Source organism: Arthrobacter celericrescens (assembly GCF_003614925.1).
Lineage (GTDB): Bacteria > Actinomycetota > Actinomycetes > Actinomycetales > Micrococcaceae > Arthrobacter > Arthrobacter celericrescens.
On record NZ_QYLP01000096.1, the window covers coordinates 1 to 17510 of the forward strand.

Genomic DNA, 17510 nt, shown 5'->3' on the forward strand with positions numbered 1-17510 from the left:
GCGCCGCGGCAAACATCCCGCGGCGCCGCCACCCCCACAGGAGAACCCCATGGCCCCAAAGACACGCTCCACGTCCGGCACCGGCGGCCGCACCGCCGCCCTGTTCCTCATCCCGTTCTTCGGAGTCTTCGCCGTGGCGATGATCGCCCCCGTGGTGTACTCGCTGGTGCTGAGCTTCTATGCCCAGCAAAAGTCGGGCCTGGGATTCGGCGGAACCAAGACGTCCTTCGTCGGCCTGGAAAACTACGTCCAGGTCTTCCAGTCCGAAACCTTCACGGGCGGCCTGGGCCGCCTTGCCCTCTACTGCCTCATCTACATTCCTTGCATGGTGGGCGGCGCCGTCGTCTTCGCCCTGCTCCTGGACGCCACCGTTGCGCGGGCCCGCAAACTCTTCCAGCTCCTGGTCTTCCTGCCCCACGCCGTCCCCGGAGTGATCGCCGCCCTCATCTGGGCGTACCTCTACACTCCGGGCGTCAGCCCGCTCGTCCAGGCGCTCCAGGGCGGCGGCATCCAGCTCAACTTCCTCGACGCCCACCTTGTCCTGCCCTCGATCGTGAACATCGCCGTCTGGGAATGGACCGGCTACAACGTCATCATCCTCTTCACCGCCCTGCAGGCCGTCCCCCGCGAAATCCTCGAAGCCGCCCGCGTGGACGGCGCCGGGGAAATCCGGGCAGCCCTGAGCATCAAGTTCCCGCTCATCCTGCCCGCGCTCAGCGTCATCATCCTGTTCACGGTGATCGGCACGCTGCAGCTCTTCACCGAGCCCTCCATCATTTCCAAGGCCACCGCCTCGGTCACCAGCACCTGGGTTCCCAACCTGTGGGCGTACGACGCCGCCTTCAACCGGCACAACCTCAACCAGGCCGCTGCCGCGTCCATCATCATCGCCCTCCTGGCCGCCGGGCTCTCCCTGGCCGTCACCCGATTCAGTTCCAGGATGAACAAAGCATGAGCACCGAGACCCTCAGCGTCCCGCCCCGCCCGCGCGCCGGCGGCACCGGAGCGAACAGTTCCCGGCAGAGCAGGAACCCAGACGGCGGCAAGCGGCCCTTGCGTCCCGGCCGCAACCGACTCTCCCGCGAGGGCGGCTTCGCCAGCGCCTTCACCGTCAATGCCCTGCTGGTCCTGGGCTGCGCCTACATGGTGCTCCCGGTGCTGTGGCTCTTCTTCGCCGCCACCAAGGACACCGCCGATCTCTACGGCACCCCCGCGTATTCGCTGGGCCGTTTCGCGTTCCTCGAGAACATTTCGGCGGTGATCGGCCAGGACGGCGGGATCTTCTTCCGCTGGATGGCCAACTCCGTGCTGTATGCGGCGTTCGGGGCCGTGCTTGGCGGGCTGATTTCGGTGATGGCCGGCTACGCGTTCGACAAGTTCCAGTTCCGTGGCAAGAAGACCTGGTTCGGCTTCGTGCTCCTGGGCGTGCTGATCCCGAATACCGCCACCGTGCTGCCGATGTACCTGCTGGCCTCGGTCTTCGGGATCAGCAACACCGTCTGGGCCATCCTCATCCCGGTACTCTGCAACCCCTTCGGTGTGTACCTGGCACGGGTCTACAGTTCGTCCTATGTTCCGGATGAAACGCTGGAAGCGGCCCGCGTGGACGGGGCGGGACCGATCCGGTCCTTCTTCTCGCTGGGCCTGCCGATGATGATGCCTGGTTTCATCACGATCGCCCTCTTCCAGTTCGTCGGAGTGTGGAACAACTTCATGCTCCCGCTGGTGATGCTGCAGGACCAGCAACTGCTTCCGGTCAGCGTCGGCATCTCCATCTGGCAGGGCTACTCCATCCCGCAGCCGGAGTTCACGCCCATGGTCATCACGGCGTCCCTGCTTTCGGTGATCCCGCTGCTGCTCGCGTTCATCCTGCTGCAGCGCTTCTGGAAGTCCGGGCTGACCGCAGGGAGCGTCAAGTGAGCACAGCTAAGCCGGCCGCCCGCCCGCTGAACGTCGCACTCGCGATGGCCGCCGACGTCGGGCGTAAAGTGTTCCCGCCGCAGCGCCTCGCCACGGTGACCGGGCCGCTGCACCTGCTCAGCCCGGAGCCGATCACCGACTTTTCCGCCCCCGAGGCGAAGCGGCTCCTAGCCGAGACCGACGTGCTGTTGACCGGCTGGGGCTGCCCGATGATCGACGGTGCCGTGCTGGATGCCGCGCCGCGGCTGCGGTACGTGCTGCACGCCGGGGGTTCCGTGAAGCACCACGTGGGTCCCGAATGCTGGGACCGCGGGATCCAGGTCAGCACGGCAGCGGACGCCAACGCGATCCCCGTGGCCGAATACACCATGGCCATGATCCTGCTGGCGAACAAGCGCGTGCTGCAGATCGCGCGGGAACTGCGCGGGGCGCGGGCCGCCGTCGACCCCGAAGGGCTGTTCCCGGACATGGGCAATTACGGCAAGCGGGTGGGGATCATCGGCGCGTCGAAGATCGGCCGGCACGTGATCCGGCTGCTGGCGGCGTACGAACTCGAGGTGGTCCTGGCCGATCCGTTCGTGACCCCGGAGCAGGCCGCCGCGCTCGGCGTCGAACTCGTGGCGCTGGAGGAGCTCGTTTCGACGTCCGACGTCGTGTCCCTGCACGCGCCGTCGCTGCCCGCCACCCGGCACATGTTCGACGCCGGGCTGATCGCCCGGCTGCGGTCCGGCACCACCTTCATCAACACCTCCCGCGGCGAACTCGTGGACCAGGAGGCGCTGCTGCGCCGCCTCGAGCAAGGCGACATCTACGCGGTGCTCGATGTGACCACCCCTTGGGTGCTCCCCGCCGACTCCGGCTTCTACACGAACCCGAACGTGCTCCTCACCCCGCACCTGGCCGGCTCCCTCGGCACCGAGCTCGAACGCCTCGCGGCAAGCGCCATCGACGAGGCTTACCGGGCTGCCCGTGGCGAGGCACTGCGCTTCGAGGTGAAGGCGGAAGAGTTGGCGTTCACGGCCTAAAAGCAGAGCGCGAACGTACAGTTGAGGCCCCAAAATCCGCGGATTCGGGGCCTCAACTGTACGTTCGCGCTGGGGTATTTACTCGACGGTGTCGGCGATGTACACGTCGCAGGGGGCCTTGTGGGCCACGGTGTTGGCGACGCTGCCCAGGACGCGGGCCAGGCCCTTCATCCGGCGGTTGCCCACCACGATCACGGTGGCGTTGTGGTTTTCCGCGTGGGCGATCAGGGCCTGCGCAGGGTTCCCGACGGCGGAAAACGCCTCGATCTCCACGCCTTCCTGGTCCAGGAGTGCCGCCACCTTGCTCGCCGTTGCCTTGGCTTCGCGGCCCGGGTCACCGAACACGATGGCCCGCTCGCTGCCTGCGCCATGCAGCGACACCCGGTCGCCTTCGAACGCCGTGACCACGTGCAGCTTGGCGCCGAGGGCCGCGGCAAGGTTCCTGGCCGTCTGCGCCGCCTTGACTGCGGTTTCGCTTCCATCAACTCCGACGACAACGATTTCCGGCATGTGCTTTCTCCTTCATGGTGTTGGGTTCCCGCTTCAAAGCTACCGCGTGGAACCCACCGCGTACGCGGTATCCCCCGGAGCTGTGAACAGCGTCATGGTTCCTGTCTCCCGCCGAGGCGGTCCGATGCCCGCGAGCCGGAAGCTACAGGCTGACGCTGCCCTTGATGACGCTGCGGCTGCGTCCGCCCACCCAGATGGCTCCCGACTTGTTCCTGACTTCGATGATGCCGCCGCGGCCGAGGACCGTTCCCTGCCGTGCCGTGTAGTTCCCGTCGGTGACGCCCTCGGCGAGGAGCCACTGAGCGAGGCCGGCGTTGGCGCTGCCGGTCACAGGGTCCTCGTTTACGTCCAGGCCCGGCACAAAGGCCCGGACCTCGAAGTCGGCCGGCGCGCCGCCGGCAGCAGCACCGCCCGGAACCGGGCCGCCGTCGGCCGATCCGCCCGGAATACCGCCGCCGTCGGCCCCGTCAACGTCATGCGCCCCGATGACGGCCACGGCGAGCTCGCCCATCCCGGCGTAGTCCGGCCGCACGTCCAGCACTTCCTGGGCGGACCGCAGGCGGATGCCAAGCCACCCGGGCCCGTTGTCGATCCAGTTGCTGCCGAGGACCTGGTCCGGATCGATGCGCAGGGCCGCCACCGCCTCGGCCAAGACCTCCGGCTCGAGCTCCCCGGACCGCACCAGCGGCGGCGCCTCGAAGGAGAGGTCCTCCCCCGAGCGGCGCAGCGGCACCAGGCCGGCTCCGCATTCCTGGACCACCATGTCGCTGCCGCGGGCTGTGCCGCCGTTTTCCAGCCAGGCGTGCGCCGAACCGAGGGTGGGATGCCCGGCGAAGGGGAGCTCCCTGCGCGGGGTGAAGATCCGTAGCCGGTAGTCGGCTTCGGGGTGCTCGGGCGCGAGCAGGAACGTTGTTTCGGACAGGTTCGTCCAGTTGGCGAAGGCCTGCATCTGTTCGCTGCTGAGGCCATCGGCGCCGTGGACCACCGCCACCGGATTGCCAGCCTTGGGGCCGGGCGCGAAAACGTCGACCTGGGTGAATTCGTAGTTGGCCATGGTGCTGTTCCTCCTGTGCGTGACCGGGTTCAGCATCCACGGTAGGCCGAAAGTGGCCTTGAAAAACATAGCCAGTTTGATTAACTGGTTTGGGTGGAGATCCTCGCCCAACCCGACCAGCCCGCGGCATCCACCACGCAGAAGCGGTTGCCTTCGGGGTCCTCCATGATCACGTAGTCCGCGTCCGCGGGCCTGCGGCTCCACTCGACTTCGCGCGCCCCGAGGTCCGCCAGGCGCCGCACTTCGGCGGCCTGGTCCTCGGCATACAGGTCCAGGTGGATGCGCGGCGGCAGCACGCGGAGGGAGGGAACGGCGTCGAGCGAGACGTTCGGCCCCTGCCCGGTGCGCGGCTGCAGCAGCGCGAAGTCGTCCTCCGGCGGCTCCCGCAGGACGTAGTCCAGGGCACGGGTCCAGAAACCGATCTGGGCCGCGAGGTCCTCCACGCGGATGACGATGGAACCGACAATCAGCATGCCCCGACCCTAGGATCGTGCCCGGACCGAATCAAGGCGTGTGCTGCGCCACGGCGCACCCGCAGCCCCGGCAGCTACAGTGACCGGGTGAAGATTGCCGCGGCCCCGGATGGCGCCGGACTGCTGTGGGACGAAGCGGGCGACGGCGACCCCCTCCTCCTGCTCGCCGGCCAGGCAACGGGCATGGCCGGCTGGGGGCCGACGGCGGACGCGCTTGCCCGCCATTTCCGCGTCATCCGCTACGACCACCGCGGCGTGGGCGGCAGTGCCAAGGGCGATCCGGCGCGGTACACCACCCGGCTGCTGGCCGAGGACGCGGCCGCCGTGCTTGACGCCGCCGGAGTCGGCTCGGCCCATGTGTACGGGCATTCGATGGGCGGCAGGATCGCGCAGTGGCTTGCGATCGACCACCCGGGCAGGGTCCGTGCCCTGGTGTTGGCGGCGACCAGCGGCGGACGGCGGACGGATGCCGAGGTGGACGCGCTTGCTTTCGAAGCGGCCCTGAAGACCCTGCTGAGCGGCGACCCGGAATTGATGGCGCCCTTGTTCTTCGATCCGGCGTGGGCGCAGGAACATCCCGCGGCCGTGCGCGGCTTCTTCGGGACCAGGGCGTCGGCCTGGTCCAAGGCGCGGCATTTCCAGGCGAGCCGCGAGCACGACGCCTGGGATTCACTCGGCGCGATCCGGGCACCCACCCTGATCCTGCACGGCACCGAGGACGCGCTCGCTCCCCTTGGTGACGCCGTGCTCCTGCACCGGGGCATCCGCCGCTCCACGCTCGTGAAGGTTCCGGGAGCCCGGCACGGACTGCACCTGGACCACCCGGAAACCGTGGCCTGGATCCGGCAATTCATCGGAGCCAGGTCGGCCTGAGGCCCGGCGGAGAGCTGGCGACAGCCCGGCGGAAGCCCCGCCGACACCCCACCGGAAATGATATTTTGGTATCTGTTGCGCGGGGCGTCCTGGAGGCCGCCGTCCGCGCCCCGGCACGCCGAAGTGCCCTCGTCCAGCCGAACGCAGTGCCGGCGCGGAATCACCCCCAACAACACCGGAGGACTCTTCATGCTCAAGGGATTCAAGGACTTCATTCTTCGCGGCAACGTGATCGAACTGGCCATCGCCGTGGTGGTCGGCACCGCGTTCACCGCGCTCGTCTCGGCGTTCACCAAGAACATCGTCAACCCGGTCATCGCCGCGGCCGGCGGCGTGGACGCGGGCGGCCTGGGCTTCCGGATCTGGCCGGAAAACCCCGCCACGTTCGTTGACTTCGGGGCAGTCATCACGGCCTTCGTGACGTTCCTGATCACCGCCGGCGTGGTGTACTTCATCTTCGTGGCGCCCATGAACAAGTTCAACGCGATGGTCAAGAACCGCCGCGGCAGCGAAGAGGAAGCCATCCCCGAGCCCACCGACACCGAACTGCTGGTCGAAATCCGCGACTTCCTCGGCGAGCTGGCCGCGGCCAACCGCGCATCCCGCGATTCGGACCTCACCCGCTAAGCGGATCACGCGCCGCCGACGCAGGCGCCAGGACAAAGGCCGGCAGCCCCCGCAAGGGGCGCTGCCGGCCCCTTCGTTTAAGCTCCACATTCGTAGCCGGGCGGCAACGGGCGCGAAACACCGCCCGTGCACCATGGGGGCATGAGAGCCAAGCAGCAGACGTCCGCCTCCGCAGAACTCAGCTGTGAGGTCTGCGGCCGAATGCCCGAACCTCCCAAGGCCAGGGTTACAGTTGCCCAGATCGCCGCGATGCTCCCCATCGAACTGCTGGTCCACGCGCTCGTCGTGGAAACGCATCTGCCCTACGTGGCCAAGGTGCTGCTCCTGACAGTCACGGCCACGGCCCTGGTGATCTGGGTGGCCGAGCCGTCCGCCGCCCGGATGCTGCGCGGCTGGCTTCACGCCCCCGCGCTCCGGCACCGCCGCAGGCTGCACTCCGCCCCGGCGCTCTGGCGGGCCCGCACCCTGGTGCACGACCAGCCCGGCGCCCTCCAGAAACTCACCCAGGAACTAGCCCGCCTGGACACCAACATCCTGAGCATCCACGTCCATCCGATGGACGGCCAGGTGCTGGACGAGTTCGTGCTCTCCGCGCCCGGCCACCTCGGCGAACAGGAACTGCTGAAAGCACTGTCCGACGGCGGCGGCCTGGACTCCCACGTCTGGCCCACCACCGCGCTGGCCATGGCCGACGGCCAGACCAAGGCGCTGAGCATCGCCGCCCGCGTGGCCGGCAACCCGGGCGAACTGGCCCTCGCGGTCGCGGAACTGCTGTCCGCGCAGGTGGTTCCCGCCGGAAGCGAAGCGCAGGCACCCGAGGCAGATGCCGCCGTCGGGCAGTCCGGCACAGCCCCGGATCCCGGCACGCTGCTGAAGGTCCCCACCGCATGGCACGGGCCGCTCGTGTTTTCCCGCCCGGGCGAGCCATTCACCCCGGCCGAGTCCGCCCGGGCCCATCGGCTGGCCGAGCTCGCCGAGATCCTGGCCCACGGACACAGCGGCACGGCGTGAAGGCGGAACGGCCACTTCGGTCACATTTGGTTGGGTGAGCCGGCGCACAGAAAACCCTTGACAGTGGGACAGCTCACACCTAGTTTTGTTTTGGGATCCCAAGACGGGATCCCAAAAGACCCAACTGTTTATCGATCCCTGTCCGGCAGAACCGCCGCCTTGCCGCCGAACCTCCGGCAACGGGCGCCTGCCGGTTCGTGAACGCGAATCCCCCAACTCCTCCGCATTCCAGTCCCCCCAAAACTAAGGAGAAGCGTGTCTCTCCAGAATTCCCCGTCCACCACCACGGAAGCCGAACGTCCGCAAGCAGGCAGTGTTGCCGGCAAGCGCCGCAGCAACGTCCGATGGAAGCTGTTCCTCCTCCTGCTGGTGCTGGTGGCGGTCAACTACATCGACCGCGGCTCCATCTCGGTGGCCCTGCCCATCATCCAGAAGGAATTCAACCTCGGCCCCGAGATGGTCGGCCTGTTGCTTTCCGCATTCTTCTGGACCTATGCCCTGATGCAGGTTCCCGTTGGCTGGCTGATCGACAAGTTCGGCCCGCGCAAGATGGTCACCGCGTCCTGCGTCGGCTGGGGCGCTGCCACGGCGGCGTCCGGCATGGCAGGCGGCTTCCTGAGCATGTTCATCGCCCGCATGGCCATCGGCGTCACGGAGGCCGGTGTCATGCCGGCCGGCGGCAAGCTCAACGCACTCTGGATGCACTCCAAGGAACGCGGCCGCGGCGCCACCATCCTCGACGCCGGCGCTCCGCTCGGCGCGGGCGTGGGCGGCATCCTCATCGCCTGGCTGATCGCGGCCGCCGGCGGCTGGCGGATGGCCTTCATCATCGCCGGCATCGCAACCGTTGTGCTGGGTGCTGTCATCTGGTGGTACGTCCGGGACAACCCCCGCGAGCACAAGGCCGTCAACGAGGCCGAAGCCGACTACATCGAAGCCTCGCACCGCGCCGAGGACGAGGCAGCCGCCGCCCAGGGTGCAACCACCCGCCGCGGTCTGGTCCCGTACATGAAGTTCCGCTCCTTCTGGGCCATGTGCTTCGGCTGGCTCGGCTTCAACGGCGTGTTCTACGGCCTCCTGACCTGGGGCCCGCTCTACCTGTCCCAGGCCAAGGGCTTCGACCTGAAGACCATCGGCTGGTCCACCTTCGTGATCTTCGGCGCCGGCTTCGTCGGTGAAATCCTCGGCGGCACCATCGCGGACAAGTGGCGCGAATCCGGCGCTTCCGCCAACAAGGTCATGCGGACGCTGCTGGGCATCTCCGCCGCGGTCGTCGTCGGCGGCCTGGTGGGCGTCACCATCGTTCCGGACCCGATCACCGCCGTCGTCCTGCTGTCCGTGGTGCTGTTCTTCCTCCGCTGGGTGGGCCTGTTCTGGGCCGTTCCGGCAACGCTGGGCGGCCGCACCAATGCGGGCGTCCTGGGCGGCGCCATGAACCTCAGCGGCAACATCGCCGGCATGGTCACGCCTATCGCCGTCGGCTTCATCGTGGGCGCCACCGGCGGTTACACCTGGGCCCTGCTCTACTTCGTGGCATCCGCCGTGATCATGGGCATCTCGGTCCTGACGCTCGACTACAGCAAGCGCCTCCCGGTCTAACCCCGGCTGTTTCACCGCAACAACACCAAAGCAGTACCCGTTTGGGATCCCAAACCATTGACAGCAAGGTCGCAAGAACTTACCGTCATATTTGGGATCCCAAACAGACACCTCGAGGACGAACTCCTCACCGCGAACGCCTCCGGCCCGTTCATCCGGAAGCACATGTAAGGGCATCGAGAGCCACCGCCTCGCCCACCGCCTTTTGCAAGTAAAACGCTCATCCGATGAGCCAGTCGCAACGCCCAGGAGGGCCCGTGTCGATCAACTCCCAAACCCAAGGCAAGCAGACCCCCGGTTCCGCATCAGCCGGTTCCGCATCAGCCGGTTCCGCGCCAGCCACGAAGAAGGGCGGCGGAAACTCAATGAAGAGGGTCGTCGCAGCAAGCTTCGTAGGCACCACGCTCGAGTACTACGATTTCTTCGCCTACAGCACCGCAGCATCCATCGTCTTCCCCGTCCTGTTCTTCCCCGGCTCGGACCCCGCCATCGGCCTGATCCTGGCCCTGTCCACCTATGCCGTGGGCTATGTGGTCCGCCCGCTCGGTGCCGCCGTCTTCGGCCACTTCGGCGACAAGATCGGCCGCAAGAACGTCCTGGTCACCACCCTGCTGCTCATGGGCCTGGCCAGTGCCGCCGTCGGCCTCCTGCCCACGTATGAAAACATCGGGATCTGGGCTCCCATCCTGCTGGTGGCCCTCCGCTTCCTGCAGGGCATCGGCATCGGCGGCGAATGGGGCGGCGCCGCCCTCATGGTCACCGAATCGGACAAGAGCGGCCGCCGCGGCTTCTTCGGCAGCCTCGTCCAGAGCGCGGCCCCCACCGGCCTGCTCCTTGCCACCGGCATCTTCACGCTCCTCACGGCCACCCTCGCCAAGGACGCCTTCATGGCCTGGGGCTGGCGCATCCCGTTCCTCATCAGCTTCCTGCTGGTGGCCATCGGCCTCTACATCCGCATGAAGCTCGCCGAATCCCCCGTCTTCGAGGAAGCCGAAAAGAAGGCCGAAGCGAAGAAGCAGGAAGAGGTCAAGGCTCCCCTCCTCTACGTCTTCGCGCACTACAAGAAGGCCCTGGCCCTGGCCGTCGGCGCCCGCATCGGAAGCGACATCGCGTTCTACATCTTCGCCCTGTTCATCCTGGTCTACGGCACCGAACACCTGGGCATGCCCAAGAGCCTGGCACTGGCAGCCTCCACCATTTCCGCCGTCGCGCAAATGATCGCCATCCCGCTCTTCGGTGCGCTGTGTGACAAGGTGGGCCGCCGCCCGGTGATGATCGGCGGCGCGGTTGCCGGCATCATCTACAGCTTCATTTTCATCGCCATGCTCAACTCCAAGGAACCGTTCCTGGTGCTGATCGCCCCGGCCATCGGCCTGGTGATCGTGGCCGCGATGTACGCCCCGGTGGCGTCCTTCATCCCGGAACTGTTCCCCACCAAGGTCCGTTACACCGGTGCGGCCGTGGGCTTCCAGCTGGCAGGCGTGTTCGGCGGCGGCTTCGCCCCGATGATCGCGCTCGGGCTGATCACCCTCACCACGTCCGGGTTCTCCGTGGCCGGCTACCTCTCCGCGACCCTGCTGCTCATGGTCTACTGCGTCTTCATCGCCAAGGAGACGTCCAAGATCGCCATGACCGACGCCGGTGCCAAGGCCCCCGCGGCCATCCGATAGAAAGTCCTGACAATGAACAACACCGTCCTGCCTTCCGTGGACAGCAGCCGGCTGACCGGACTCTCCATGGTGGAGTGGGCCGCCGCCCTCCGCGAGCGCCGGCTGACCGCCGTCGAGTGCCTGGAACTGCACCAGGCGCGGATCGCCGAGGCGAATCCCGGACTGAACGCCATCGTCACCCCGAACCCGCGGGCACGCGAAGAGGCAGAGGCCGCCGACGCCGCCGCAGCGGAGGGCCGCTTCCTCGGCCCCCTGCACGGGGTCCCCTTCACCGTGAAGGACACCCTGGCGGTCAAGGGATTGCGCTCGACGGCGGGGAGTCCCCTCCTGGGGGACTACATCCCGGCGGAATCGGCGACGGCGGTCCGGCGCCTGCAGGAGGCAGGTGCGGTGTTGCTCGGCAAGACCAACTGCTCGGAGTTCGCGGTGGAGACCCACAGCCGCAACCCGCTTTTCGGCGAAACCTGGAACCCTTGGGACACCACGCTCACCTCGGGCGGTTCCACCGGAGGCGACAGCGCCGCCGTCGCCTCCGGGATGAGCGCCTTCGGACTGGGCACGGACTTCGGCGGGTCCATCCGCTGGCCCGCGCACTGCACCGGCATCACCAGCCTGCGCCCCACCGTGGGCCTCATCCCCGAAACGGGCCTGCTCCCGTACGTCCCGCCGGCGGACGGCAGCCTGCCCGCCCCGAACTCGATGTCCGCCCTGCACCGCCTGGGCAGCGTGGCGTGGCTGGCCCGCAGCGCCGAGGACCTGGGCGTGCTGCTCGGGATCCTGGCCGGGCCCGACGGCGTGGACCCCTCCACGGTGCCGGTGCCGCTCGGTGCCCCGCTCGAGAGCCTGGACGGCTTCAGCGCCGCCTGGTTCGAAGACGAAGGCACCCACCCGGTGCGGGCGGACCTGGTGTCCGTGCTGCGTTCGGCCGCCGAGACCCTCGCGGGCCTGGGCGTTCCGGTGACGCACGGCCGCCCGCCGGGACTGGAACGGGCCGCGGCTGCCTTCGTGGCGCTGCGCACCGCCGAGGGAATGCCCGAGGTGGCCGAGCTCGCCGCCGGCCGCGAGGACGGACTCGGCGCCCACCTGCATGGCTTGCTCGGTGAGCCGGCCTCCGTCGTCGAATACCGCAAGGCCGCGGCGGAACGGGACGCCATCCGGGCCGAGGTGCTGGCCGCCATGGAGGAGCACAACATCCTGCTGCTCCCCGTGGCCTCCGTTCCGGCGTCGGATCCGCGGGAGCCGAGTTTCACCGTGGAAGGCAAGGACATCCCGTGGACCGAGCTGGGCTCCTGCTGCCGGGCCATCAGCATCCTGGGCTTCCCCGTGGCCGTGGTTCCGTGCGGCTTGTCCGACGACGGCCTGCCCGTGGGCATCCAGGTGGTGGGCCGGCCCTACCGCGACCGCGAAGTGCTGGCCGTGGCCGTCGCCCTGGAAAAGGCGTTCGGCCGGCTCACGCCTCCGGCATACAGCTCCTCCGCTTCCGCAGTGTCATCCAGCAGCACGGGGCGGGACTGACGCGTGATGAATGCCGCCGAGGACGTAAAGTCGCTAAAAACCCCACGAATGGAGCAATGATGCTGGCAGCAGAAGAAACCCCCGCCTCCGACCGCCCCCTGCGCGAGGCCGTGCGGGACACCCTCCGTTCACGGATCTTCGAAGGCCACTACGCCCCCGGCACCCGCCTGGTGGAGCGTGACCTGGCGGCCGAATTCAACGTATCGCGCCTGCCCATCCGGGAAGCCCTGCGCATGCTGCGCCAGGAGGGCCTCATCCGGGACCGTGCCTCCCGCGGCTCCGAGGTGGCAGGCCTGAGCGCCAAGGACGTTGAAGACCTGTTCGACGTCCGCGAATCACTCGAGGTGCTCGCCTGCCGGCTGGCCGCGAGCCGCGCCACCGAGGAGGACCTCAAGCGCCTCTCCGGACTGCTGGACGACGCCGAACGCTTCCTCGCCAAGGGCTCCATCCTCGAAGCGCACCGGGCCAACAGCGAATTCCACGACGCCATCACGGCCATCGCCAACAACAACTTCCTCCGTTCGGCATTGGAACCCCTCCAGGGCCGCATGCACTGGCTCTTCCGCCACGTCAGCGACCTGCCCGAACTGATCCAGGAACACCGTGAGCTCTACGCGGCAATCGCCAGCGGCGACCCGGAGCGCGCAGCCGCCCAGTCGGCGTCGCACATCGGCAAGTACCGCGAGCAGTTCCCCGAAGACTCCCCCGCTACCGAACTCACCCTGCAACGGAAACGAACATGAAATTACTGGTCATCAACCCCAACATCAGCGAAGACGTCACCGCACTGATCCAGGCCGAGGCCCTGCGTTCTGCCGGACCGGACACCGAGCTGATCGTGCGAACCGCCCCGCACGGGGTCGAGTACATCGAAACCCGCTTTGAATCGCTCATCGCGGCCGGCGCCGTCGCCGAACTCATTGCCGAGTACGTGGGTCCCGACGGCAGCCGCGTGGACGGCGTCGTAGTGGCGGCCTTCGGCGATCCGGGCATGCCGGCGCTGAAGGAACTCGTGGACGTCCCGGTCATCGGGATCACCGAAGCCGCGCTCTGCGCCGCGGCGCTGCAGGGCCAGCGCTTCTCGATCATCGCCATTTCGGACCGCATCACCGCCTGGTACCGGGACTGCGTGGAGCACTTCGGCCTCGGCGGCCGCCTCGCCTCCATCCGCTCCATCAAGCAGGGCCTGCACGGCATCGGGTCCGTGCAGCACGACTTCAAGGACACCCTCCTGGCACTGAGCCGGCAGGCCGTCGAAGAGGACGGGGCCGACGTCGTGATCCTGGCAGGTGCGCCGCTCGCGGGGCTTGCCCGCGACCTTGAGGGACAGATCCCCGTGCCCGTGGTGGACGGCATTTCGGCCGGCATCCGGATGACCGAGGCCGTGGTGGATCTGCAGTCCGGCTTCCACCGGCAGGGCGCGTTCGCGCCGCCGCCGGTCAAGAAGCGCAGCGGTTTGTCGGAAAACCTCGACGCCGCCCTCACCACCGCGCAGGCTGCCGCCCAGGCCGCGTCCGTTTCCAAGAAGTAGGAGGACACCGATGTCCCTCATCCCAGACCTCGTCATCGCCAACGGCACCGTGGTGAACTCCCCCCTGTCCGGCGGGCCGGCCCGGCAGGCCGCGCACATCGTGGTGCAGGACGGCCGCATCGTGGAGCTGATCGACGGCGCCCAGCCTGTTCCGGCCGCCGCCCGCACCATCGACGCCCAAGGCAAGCTCGTGATCCCCGGCGGCATCGACGGGCACTGCCACGTGGCCCAGGTGACCGGCCGCTTCCGCACCTTGGACGACTTCGCCATCACCTCCACCGCCGCGCTGTGGGGCGGCACCACCACCATCATCGACTTCGGCATCCCGCGGGACGCCCAGGAAACCCCGCTGGATGCCGTGCTCAACAAGAAGCGCCTGGCCGCCGAATCCCGCTGCGATGTGGCCCTCCACGGCTCCGTGATCAGCTGGGACGAGACCGTGCCGTGGCAGCTGGAGCAGCTCGCCGCCGAGGGCGTGCGCTCCGTGAAGATGTACACCACCAACCGCGGCTCCACCATGGCCGACGGGGACACCATCCTGAAGGTCATGCGGGAAATGGTCCGCCTGGACGGCCTCACCTACATCCACGCCGAGCACGACGCCATCATCGCCGACTGCACCGAACAGCACGCCGCGGACGGCCTGATCGGCATCGAACACCTGCACCGCACCCGCCCGGAACTGGCCGAGGAACTCTCCGTCAAGGAAACCCTGGCCCTGGCCAAGTACACCGGGGCGCCCGTGTACTTCGTGCACCAGTCCACCCCCGGTGCCGTGGACTTGGTCACCGCGGCCCGCGCCGAGGGCCAGGAAGCCTACTCGGAGACCTGCCCGCACTACCTGACCCTGGACGACACCGTTTACGGCACCGAGTTTCCCGAGTGGTACGCCTGCTGCCCGCCCATGCGCTCCCCGGAAACCGTGGCGGCCCTCAAGGAACGCCTCGCGGCCGGAGCCATCCACACCGTGTCCTCGGACCACTCCTGCTACGACCTCTCGCAGAAGCGCGAGCGCACCGACGACATCCGCTTCATGCCGCACGGCCTGCCCGGCGTCGAAACCCGCATGCCCGTGACGTTCACCGCCCTGGTCACCGAGTCCGGCGGCACCGTGGAGGACTTCGTGGAGGTCTTCTCCGCCGGACCCGCCCGGATCAACGCCGTGCCCGGCAAGGGCTCCATCGCCGAAGGCTTCGACGCCGACCTCGTCATCTTCGATCCCGCCGAGGAACGCAAGGTCGACGGCGGCGCGCTGCACATGGGAACCGACTTCTCGCCGTTCGAGGGGAAGGCACTGAACGGCTGGCCCGCCGTCGTCGTCTCCGCCGGACGCGTGGTGCTGGACGAAGACGGCTTCCACGATCCCGGCCCCGTGGGCCGCTTCGTGGCCCGCGACGGCTTCACCGCACACCGCGACGCCCTGGCCGCTTCCCCCGCCGTTTCTGTCTAGGAGTTACCCCTTGCCTTCCGAAAACCGCCCTGTCCGCATCGGCATGATCGTGCCGTCCTCCAACACCTGCCTGGAGCCGCAAAGCTACCGGATCCTTGGTGAGCGCACGGACGTCACCCTGCACTTCACCCGCATCAACGTCACCCGGATCGCCCTGGACGACTCTTCGGACAAGCAGTTCGACGCCGCCGGCATGCGCGCCGCCGCGGAACTGCTCGCCACGGCCGACGTGGATGTCATCGCCTGGAACGGCACCTCCGGGTCCTGGCTGGGTGCCGCCCACGACCTCGAGCTGGTGCAGGAGATCACGGACGCCACCGGCATCCCCGCCACCACCTCCACGCTCGCGTACCTGGCTGCGTTCTCCGAGTTCGGGACCGAGCGGATCGGCATGCTCACCCCGTACACGGCGGACGTGAACGAGGCCGTGGTGGCGTCCTATGAGCGCGAGGGCATCAAGACCGTGGACCACCGGCACCTGGACCTGAGCGACAACGAATCCTTCGCCCGGGTCACCGACGCCGAGATGCTGCCCGGGTCCCTGGAGCTCGCCGCGTTGAAGCCCGACGCCCTGATCTACCTCTGCACCAACCTCTACGGTGCCAACATCACGGCGGAGGTGGAGTCACGCACGGACGTCCCCGTGCTCGACTCCGTGGCCGTGACCCTGTGGCACACCCTGAAGCTTGCCGGCGCCCCCTTGCTCGCCCCAAGGTGGGGCCGGTTGCTGGCTGGCTGATCCCCCATCGGTCCAGCCGGCGCCCGGACTGAACCTGCCCCGCCCCCGCACTATGCAGAGTGCGGGGCGCGGCATCCGGGAAGACCAACGGCGGCCCGCCCCTGTGCCCTTCGGAGTGCGGGGCGGGCCGTTTTTGTCTGGCTTGTTCGGCGGGAACTGGCAGCAGATGACCCCTGAACGCCTTTCAAGGGGCAGGTGCTGCCAGTTCGCGCGTCCCTCGCACAAGATTGCTGGCACTCCGAATCCGGCCCGCAGCCTCCACTCCCCCGGCCCCAGCAGGCCACCCAGGGTGAAGACGTGGGCCGCGGAACCATCTTCGCCCTCGGCACGGGAGGAACACTCAGCCGCAAAGGCGTCTGGGTCATCGTGTCCGTCACCGCCGTCACCGCAGTCCTGGCCTTCGTGGGCGGAGTGTGGCTGGACGCCGTGTCCTACCTCGGCGGCTCACCGTTGGCGAAGATCCTGGACCCGGAGCCGTGGGACCTCATGGCGTACAACCTCGCCACCAACCCGGACTTCGTCAAGGGCTATGCCGGCGACTTCCTGATGGCCCTGTTGTTCGGCGCGCTCGGCTGTTTCTTCACGCTCCGCAGCCTGTTCGCGGCAACCAAGAAGGACTGAGCAGGCCCTACACCCGGACCAGCAACGCCCCTGGATCCACGCGGGCGGTGAACGTCGAGGCCTTGCCTTCGTGGTCGCCGTCGAGCTGGAAATCGTCGGCGCGTTCCAGGATGACGTCCACGGACGTGCCCCGGAAGTACTCCACCGAGGGATCTTTGCTGCGGCCCCTGCCGATCACTCCCGCGAGAACGCCGAGCCAGCCCAGCTTCCCCGGCGCCACCACCATCAGGTCCAGGATGCCGTCGTCCACGGCGGCACCCGGGAAGATCTCCACGCCGCCCTGGATCCTGCCGCAGTTGCCCACCATCACGCTGCGCACGCGCCGGCTCGCCACCGGTTTGCCGTCCACGCTGACCTTCGCCTTGACCGGCTTGCCCTGCAGGTTCCGCATCGCGGCGTCCACGTAGGCCAGCCAGCCCACCTTGTCCTTGAGGTCCGAGTCGGTGTCGGCCATGATGCTCGCGTCGAAGCCGAGCCCGGCCATCACCAGGAAGACCTGTTCGCTGCCGCCGTCGCGCACGGAACGGACCACGTCGATCCGCCGCGCCTCGCCCAGCAGCGCCGCCTTCGCCGCCCCTTCGATGTCCGTGACGTCCACGCCGAGGTTCCGTGCGAGCAGGTTGCCGGTGCCCAGCGGGACGAGTCCCAGCGGCGTTTCGGTCCCGGCCAGCACTTCGCCCACGCAGCGCACGGTGCCGTCGCCGCCGGCGGCAATCACGACGTCGACCCCCGCCTCAAGCGCGTCCCGCGCCTGCCCGACGCCCGGATCCTCCGCCGTCGTTTCCTGCCACAGCGGCTCGTCCCAGCCGAATTCGCTCGCGAGCCGGGCGATGACCCCGCGGATGTCCTGCGCGGCGGGTTTGGACGGGTTGATGACGACGGCGGCCCGCAT

The 17510-nt window shown here is 68.3% G+C and carries 18 protein-coding genes; 14 read left to right on the plus strand and 4 right to left on the minus strand.

Annotated features, from left to right (window positions below; translation table 11 throughout):
- The first annotated feature begins 49 nt into the window (after nucleotides 1–49).
- The 3 genes from D3654_RS17420 to D3654_RS17430 are packed head-to-tail and all read left to right on the plus strand — an operon-like array spanning nucleotide 50 to nucleotide 2945.
- The gene (locus D3654_RS17420; RefSeq protein WP_120522723.1) at nucleotides 50–955 is read left to right on the plus strand and encodes a carbohydrate ABC transporter permease; all 906 of its coding nucleotides are present in this window, start codon (nucleotides 50–52) and stop codon (nucleotides 953–955) included.
- Nucleotides 952–1920, plus strand: a complete 969-nt coding sequence (locus D3654_RS17425; RefSeq protein ID WP_120522724.1) for a carbohydrate ABC transporter permease — start codon at nucleotides 952–954, stop codon at nucleotides 1918–1920. The genes D3654_RS17420 and D3654_RS17425 overlap by 4 nt, the downstream gene beginning before the upstream one ends.
- Nucleotides 1917–2945, plus strand: a complete 1029-nt coding sequence (locus D3654_RS17430; RefSeq protein WP_245413309.1) for a hydroxyacid dehydrogenase — start codon at nucleotides 1917–1919, stop codon at nucleotides 2943–2945. The genes D3654_RS17425 and D3654_RS17430 overlap by 4 nt, the downstream gene beginning before the upstream one ends.
- A 78-nt stretch (nucleotides 2946–3023) precedes the next feature.
- Here D3654_RS17430 and D3654_RS17435 read toward each other — a convergent pair whose 3' ends face one another.
- The 3 genes from D3654_RS17435 to D3654_RS17445 all read right to left on the minus strand — a co-directional run bounded on the left by D3654_RS17435 (nucleotide 3024) and on the right by D3654_RS17445 (nucleotide 4982).
- On the minus strand, nucleotides 3024–3455 hold the full coding sequence (locus D3654_RS17435) for a universal stress protein (RefSeq protein WP_120522725.1): 432 nt from the start codon (nucleotides 3453–3455) through the stop codon (nucleotides 3024–3026).
- Between the two features lie 142 nt (nucleotides 3456–3597).
- Nucleotides 3598–4509 (minus strand): PhzF family phenazine biosynthesis protein, encoded by a 912-nt coding sequence (locus D3654_RS17440; RefSeq protein ID WP_120522785.1) that lies wholly within the window; start codon nucleotides 4507–4509, stop codon nucleotides 3598–3600.
- A gap of 80 nt (nucleotides 4510–4589) precedes the next feature.
- A complete protein-coding gene (locus D3654_RS17445; protein WP_120522726.1) occupies nucleotides 4590–4982 on the minus strand; it encodes a VOC family protein in 393 nt (130 codons plus the stop codon).
- A gap of 87 nt (nucleotides 4983–5069) precedes the next feature.
- Here D3654_RS17445 and D3654_RS17450 point away from each other — a divergent pair, with 87 nt between their 5' ends.
- The 11 genes from D3654_RS17450 to D3654_RS17500 all read left to right on the plus strand — a co-directional run bounded on the left by D3654_RS17450 (nucleotide 5070) and on the right by D3654_RS17500 (nucleotide 16618).
- Nucleotides 5070–5855, plus strand: a complete 786-nt coding sequence (locus D3654_RS17450) for an alpha/beta fold hydrolase (RefSeq protein WP_120522727.1) — start codon at nucleotides 5070–5072, stop codon at nucleotides 5853–5855.
- Nucleotides 5856–6044: 189 nt separating this feature from the next.
- Complete coding sequence (gene mscL / locus D3654_RS17455) at nucleotides 6045–6482, plus strand: large conductance mechanosensitive channel protein MscL (protein WP_120522728.1); 438 nt, start codon at nucleotides 6045–6047, stop codon at nucleotides 6480–6482.
- Nucleotides 6483–6623: 141 nt separating this feature from the next.
- On the plus strand, nucleotides 6624–7493 hold the full coding sequence (locus D3654_RS17460; protein WP_120522729.1) for an ACT domain-containing protein: 870 nt from the start codon (nucleotides 6624–6626) through the stop codon (nucleotides 7491–7493).
- Between the two features lie 255 nt (nucleotides 7494–7748).
- The gene (locus D3654_RS17465; RefSeq protein WP_120522730.1) at nucleotides 7749–9092 is read left to right on the plus strand and encodes an MFS transporter; all 1344 of its coding nucleotides are present in this window, start codon (nucleotides 7749–7751) and stop codon (nucleotides 9090–9092) included.
- A 365-nt stretch (nucleotides 9093–9457) separates the two neighbouring features.
- Nucleotides 9458–10762 carry an MFS transporter gene (locus D3654_RS17470; RefSeq protein WP_120522786.1) on the plus strand — a complete coding sequence of 435 codons (1305 nt, stop codon included), beginning with the start codon at nucleotides 9458–9460 and terminating at the stop codon, nucleotides 10760–10762.
- A gap of 12 nt (nucleotides 10763–10774) precedes the next feature.
- The gene (locus tag D3654_RS17475; protein ID WP_120522731.1) at nucleotides 10775–12277 is read left to right on the plus strand and encodes an amidase; all 1503 of its coding nucleotides are present in this window, start codon (nucleotides 10775–10777) and stop codon (nucleotides 12275–12277) included.
- A 56-nt stretch (nucleotides 12278–12333) separates the two neighbouring features.
- On the plus strand, nucleotides 12334–13020 hold the full coding sequence (locus D3654_RS17480; RefSeq protein WP_245413310.1) for a GntR family transcriptional regulator: 687 nt from the start codon (nucleotides 12334–12336) through the stop codon (nucleotides 13018–13020).
- Nucleotides 13017–13808, plus strand: coding sequence for an aspartate/glutamate racemase family protein (locus D3654_RS17485; protein WP_120522732.1), 792 nt, complete (start codon nucleotides 13017–13019; stop codon nucleotides 13806–13808). The genes D3654_RS17480 and D3654_RS17485 overlap by 4 nt, the downstream gene beginning before the upstream one ends.
- Nucleotides 13809–13818: 10 nt before the next feature.
- Entirely contained in the window at nucleotides 13819–15258 is a 1440-nt protein-coding gene (locus D3654_RS17490) for an amidohydrolase family protein (RefSeq protein ID WP_120522733.1), read from the plus strand.
- A gap of 10 nt (nucleotides 15259–15268) precedes the next feature.
- Entirely contained in the window at nucleotides 15269–15997 is a 729-nt protein-coding gene (locus tag D3654_RS17495; protein ID WP_120522734.1) for a maleate cis-trans isomerase family protein, read from the plus strand.
- Between the two features lie 297 nt (nucleotides 15998–16294).
- Nucleotides 16295–16618, plus strand: coding sequence for a hypothetical protein (locus D3654_RS17500; protein ID WP_120522735.1), 324 nt, complete (start codon nucleotides 16295–16297; stop codon nucleotides 16616–16618).
- Between the two features lie 7 nt (nucleotides 16619–16625).
- On the opposite strand, the gene D3654_RS17505 is transcribed toward D3654_RS17500, so the two are convergent.
- A complete protein-coding gene (locus tag D3654_RS17505; RefSeq protein WP_120522736.1) occupies nucleotides 16626–17510 on the minus strand; it encodes a diacylglycerol/lipid kinase family protein in 885 nt (294 codons plus the stop codon).